Raw genomic sequence first — 5,004 nt, 5'->3', positions numbered from 1 at the left:
CCTCGGCACCCCCCTACACCCCCAACGACTTCACCGCCCCCGCGACCTCCCCGTCGAAGCCACGCTCTCCCCCCGCACTCCACGCCGCGGCACACAGCGCCCGCAGCCCGTCGAGCATCGCGCCATCCCCCTCCGCCCCGCCGCCCGTGTCCGCGCCGTTCCTCTCCAGTACAAGCTCCCCGTCCCTGACCCGCGCCCGTGCCCGGCCGCACACCCACGCGCCGTCGTTCTCCGCACGCGGCGCCTCGTGGCCCACCAGCAGCTCCCGCAGGTCGCGCCCCACATACGTCGGCCGATGCTCCGGAACCGCGCGCAGCAGCGCCACCGCGTCCGTCACGCCCGTCAGCACGAGCAGCGAGTCGACACCGCCCGCGTTCGCGCCCTCGATATCCGTGTCCAGCCGGTCCCCCACGACGAGGGGCCGCTTCGCGCCCGTACGCAGAATCGTTTCCCGGTGCATCGGCGGGAGCGGTTTGCCCGCCACTTTGGGCTCCCCGCCCGAGGCGATCCGCACGACCTCGACGGCCGCCCCGTTGCCCGGCGCGATCCCGCGTCCGCTCGGGATCGTGAGGTCCGTGTTGGAGGCGTACCACGGCACTCCGGCCCGTACGGCGTAGCCCGCCTCCGCGAACCGCGACCACGGGAAATCGGGGCCTCCGTACCCCTGCGCGACCGCCGCGGGTTCGTCGTCCGCCGAGTCGACGGGCACGAGGCCGCGTTCGACGAGCGCCTGCCGCAGCCCCTCGCCCCCGATGAGGAGCACCCGCGCGCCCTCCGGCTGTTCGTCCGCGATGAGCCGCGCGACGGCCTGCGCCGACGTGATGACGTCCGAGGCGTCCGCCGGAACGCCCAGCTCGCTGAGGTGCGCCGCCACCGCCGAGGGCGGGCGCAGCGCGTTGTTGGTGACGTACGCGAGGTGCATCCCGCCCTCGCGCGCGGTGGCGAGCGAGTCGACGGCGTGCGCCACGGCCTCGCCGCCGGCGTAGACGACCCCGTCCAGGTCGAGCAGCGCCGTGTCGTACACCGCGTCGAGCCGTTCCTCGCTCGATCCGGTCACGGTCCGAACCTTCTCGGTCATATTGCGGCACTCCTCGCTCGGCATCGTCGGCACGATCGGACGATCATCCGTCTTCCCGATCATCCCCGATGTCCCTACCACGCACCGCCCGATGCCCCACCACGTACCGCCAGGCCCCGCTCAGGCACCGCCCGGCGTCCGCCCCCGCTTCACGCATACGATGCACGGATGACTTCTCCGGGGCCCGAGCAGAACGGACTGCGCCTGTCGCCCTTCCGCGGCGTGCGCTACGTCGCCGAGCGGGTGCGCTCGCTCGCCGCGGTGACCTCCCCGCCGTACGACGTCGTCGTGCGGCCTGACGGCCTGCTGCACCTGGAGAACGCGGACCCGCACAACATCGTCCGGCTCATCCTCCCGCAAGGAGAATCCCCTGCCGTACGCGACGAGCGGGCCGCCCGCACGCTGCGCGCCTGGCTCGCCGACGGCATCCTCGCCGTCGACGAGCAACCGGCTCTGTACGTGTACGAGCAACGCGGCGACGGCATCCTCCAGCGCGGGGTCATCGGCGCCCTGCGCCTCTCGGAACCGTCCGAGGGCGTCGTCCTGCCGCATGAGGACGTCATCCCCGAGGTGGTGGCCGAACGCGCCGACCTCCTCCGCGCGACGGCCGCGAACCTGGAGCCACTGCTTCTCACGTACCAAGGCCCTCAGGAGGAGGGCCCCGGCACGGCGCGGGTCGTCGAGAAGACCGTTCGGACCGCTCCGCTCCTCGCCACGACCACGGAGGACGGCTTCGCGCACCGGCTGTGGGCCGTGACGGACCCCGCCGAGATCGCCGAGGTCCGCGCCGATCTCACGGAGCGCCAGGCGCTCATCGCGGACGGCCACCACCGCTGGGCCACGTACCTGCGACTCAAGGGACAGCACCCCTCCCCCGGCCCCTGGGACGAGGGCCTCGTCCTCCTGGTGGACACGGCGCGCTTTCCGCTGCGGGTACGCGCGATCCACCGCCTGCTGCCCGCGCTCCCGCTGAAGCAGGCCCTCGCGGCCATGGACGGCGCTTTCCGCGTGCGCGCGGTGGACGGCCCGCTGCCGCACGCCCGCCAGGCCCTCGCGGACGCCGCCGAGGACGGCAACGCCTTCCTCCTCACCGACGGCACCGCCTTCCACCTCGCCGACCGTCCCGACCTCGCGCTCCTCGCACGCACCGTCCCGGCCGGCCCGCCGCCCGCGTGGCGTTCCCTGGACGCGACCGTCCTGCACACGACGTTGCTCGGCCACCTGTGGCACGTGCCCGACGCCCCCGGCTCGATCAGCTACCTGCACGACGCCGCGGCCGTCGCCGAACAGGCCGCGCGCGCGGGCGGCACCGCGGTCCTCCTCCACCCCGTCACCGAGTCTGTCGTACGGGAGCTGGCCGGGCAGGGCGTCCGGATGCCCCGCAAATCGACCTCCTTCGGCCCGAAGCCGGCCACGGGCCTCGTCCTCCGTGACTTGACCGTCTGAGCGGCCCGACGATCTAACCGGTCCGGACACACAAAAAGCGGGCGGTGCTCCTCGTGGAGGGGCACCGCCCGCTTTCGTACCTGCGGCTCGCAGAGCGCGTCGGTCAGCTGTCCTGCCGCGCCTCGCGCTCGTCGTCGCTGCCACGCAGGCCCTCGGACCGAACGTCGTCCGGCTTCGCGTCCTCGCCCGTGACGTGCTCGGCGGCGCCGGACTCCTCGTCCGCCTCCGCCTCCTCGTACGCGTCCGTGAACTCGACCCCGTCCAGCTCCGCGAGCCGGTCGGAGGCGTCGGTCGTGCCGTCCTTGTCGGACTCCACGGCCTTCGCGAACCACTCGCGGGCCTCTTCGGTACGGTCCGCGGCGAGCAGCGCGTCGGCATAGGCGTAGCGCAGCCGCGCGGTCCACGGGTGGACCCCGTTCGAGGCCAGCTCGGGGCTCTGGAGGGTCACGATCGCGGCATCGAGCTGACCGAGGTCGCGACGGGCCCCGGCGGCGACGAGCCGCATCTCGACCTGCCCGGCCTTGTCCAGCTTCTGCACCTCGGGCGCCCCGGCCATCTCAAGCGCCTTCTCGGGCCGCCCGAGTCCCCGCTCGCAGTCCGCGATGACGGGCCACAGCTCCACGCTGCCCGACATGCGCCGGGCGGTGCGGAATTCCTTCAGCGCCTCGTCGTAGCGCTGGGTCGCGTACGAGGCGAAGCCGGCCGCCTCGCGTACGGCGCCGACGCGCGAGGCGAGTCGCAGCGCGACCTTCGCATAGCCGTACGCCTTCTCGGGGTCCTCGTCGATGAGCTGCGCGACCATGACGAGGTTGCGCGCCACGTCGTCGGCGAGCGTCTTGGGCAGGCTCATCAGCTCCTGGCGCACCGCGCCGTCGATCTCGAAGCCGGTGACCTCCTCGGGGATCGGCAGCCGCTTGACGGGCTCCCGGTCCCGGTCCCCGCGGTAACCGCCACGGTCGTCCCGACGATCCCGGTCCCGGCCGCCGCGGTCGTCCCGCCCCCGGAAGCCGCCGCCACGCCGGTCATCGCGCCGGTCGTCACGACGCGGGCCGCCGGAAGGCCGCCCGTCACGCCCACCGCGGAACCCACCACGATCATCCCGTCGAGGCCGCTCGTCGCGACGGAACCCACCACGGTCATCGCGGCGGTCGTCACGCCGCGGAGCGTCGCGGTCGTCTCGACGGAACGACGGCCGGTCATCACGGCGGTCCTCACGCCGGAAAGCAGGCCGCTCACCACGGTCATCGCGACGGAACCCACCACGGTCGTCATGGCGGTCGTCACGACGCGGGGCATCCCGGTCGTCACGACGGAACGACGGGCGATCATCACGACGATCACGACGCGGAGCGTCACGGTCGTCACGACGGAAGGCCGGCCGCTCACCACGGTCGTCACGACGGAACCCACCACGATCGTCACGGCGGTCGTCACGACGGGGAGCATCCCGGTCATCACGACGGAACGAAGGCCGGTCATCACGGCGATCGTCACGCCGGAAAGCAGGCCGCTCACCACGATCATCGCGACGGAACCCACCACGGTCATCGCGGCGGTCGTCACGCCGCGGAGCACCTCGGTCGTCGCGACGGAACGAGGGGCGGTCGTCGCGGCGGTCGTCACGACGGAACGGCGGGCGTCCGCCCTGATCGTCACGGCGGAACGAAGGCCGGTCTCCACGATCGTCCCGGCGAAACGGCGGGCGGTCGTCACGACGCTCACCACGATCGTCACGCCGGAAGCCACCACGGTCGTCACGACGCTCACCACGATCATCGCGGCGGAATCCGGGGCGATCACCTCGGTCGTCGCGACGGAACGAGGGGCGGTCGTCACGACGGAACGGCGGGCGTCCGCCCTGATCGTCACGGCGGAACGAAGGCCGGTCTCCACGATCGTCCCGGCGGAACGGCGGGCGATCGTCACGCCGGAAGCCACCACGGTCGTCACGACGCTCGCCGCGGTCGTCGCGGCGGAAACCGCCACTCCGCTGACCGTCGCGCTGGCCGTCACGGCGGAAGCCACCGCGCTGTCCGCCCCGCTCACCGCCGTCCCGGTCGCGGCCTCGGCGCTCGGGACGCTCGTCGGAAGGGTTGGGGGACATGCGGGACTCCTCGGGACTGACTGCCACCGCATACCTGACGAGCGGTGGTCCTACAGAAAAAGTGTACGAAACCCACAAGGTCCCCCTTGCAGTACCATCGGCGCTTTGAGGCTTAGCTTCCGGGTTCGGAATGGGACCGGGCGTTTCCCTCACGCTATGACCACCGAAACCCTTTCAGACCCTCCGCACAGAATACGGAGCTGAACAGGGTCAGCGAACAAGCACACTTTTCAATTAAGTGGTGTTCAAACCGACAACGCTGTTCGTTGTCTGGGAACAACACAGTGGACGCGAGCAACTGAGGACAAGCCCTCGGCCTATTAGTACCGGTCAACTCCACCCCTCACAGGGCTTCCATATCCGGCCTATCAACCCA

At 71.8% G+C, this 5,004-nt stretch carries 3 protein-coding genes, 1 rRNA gene and 1 pseudogene; 1 reads left to right on the top strand and 4 read right to left on the bottom strand.

The window, feature by feature from the left end; genetic code table 11:
- Nucleotides 1-13 precede the first annotated feature (13 nt).
- Complete coding sequence (locus IF99_RS0129855; protein WP_031001520.1) at nucleotides 14-1,078, bottom strand: HAD-IIA family hydrolase; 1,065 nt, start codon at nucleotides 1,076-1,078, stop codon at nucleotides 14-16.
- A 168-nt stretch (nucleotides 1,079-1,246) separates the two neighbouring features.
- Here IF99_RS0129855 and IF99_RS0129850 point away from each other — a divergent pair, with 168 nt between their 5' ends.
- Entirely contained in the window at nucleotides 1,247-2,524 is a 1,278-nt protein-coding gene (locus tag IF99_RS0129850) for a DUF1015 family protein (protein WP_031001518.1), read from the top strand.
- A gap of 103 nt (nucleotides 2,525-2,627) precedes the next feature.
- On the opposite strand, the gene IF99_RS34550 is transcribed toward IF99_RS0129850, so the two are convergent.
- The 3 genes and pseudogenes from IF99_RS34550 to rrf all read right to left on the bottom strand — a co-directional run bounded on the left by IF99_RS34550 (nucleotide 2,628) and on the right by rrf (nucleotide 4,796).
- Complete coding sequence (locus IF99_RS34550) at nucleotides 2,628-3,374, bottom strand: tetratricopeptide repeat protein (protein ID WP_234340917.1); 747 nt, start codon at nucleotides 3,372-3,374, stop codon at nucleotides 2,628-2,630.
- 135 nt (nucleotides 3,375-3,509) lie between these two features.
- A pseudogene (locus tag IF99_RS35530) lies at nucleotides 3,510-4,349 on the bottom strand (hypothetical protein); the annotation flags it as partial.
- Between the two features lie 329 nt (nucleotides 4,350-4,678).
- Nucleotides 4,679-4,796 (bottom strand): 5S ribosomal RNA (gene rrf, locus IF99_RS0129840).
- Nucleotides 4,797-5,004: the final 208 nt, after the last annotated feature.

It is taken from the genome of Streptomyces sp. NRRL F-5630, from assembly GCF_000719475.1.
Lineage (GTDB): Bacteria > Actinomycetota > Actinomycetes > Streptomycetales > Streptomycetaceae > Streptomyces.
The sequence above is the reverse complement of the archived record's forward strand: the minus strand, read 5'-3'. Positions and strand labels throughout refer to the sequence as shown.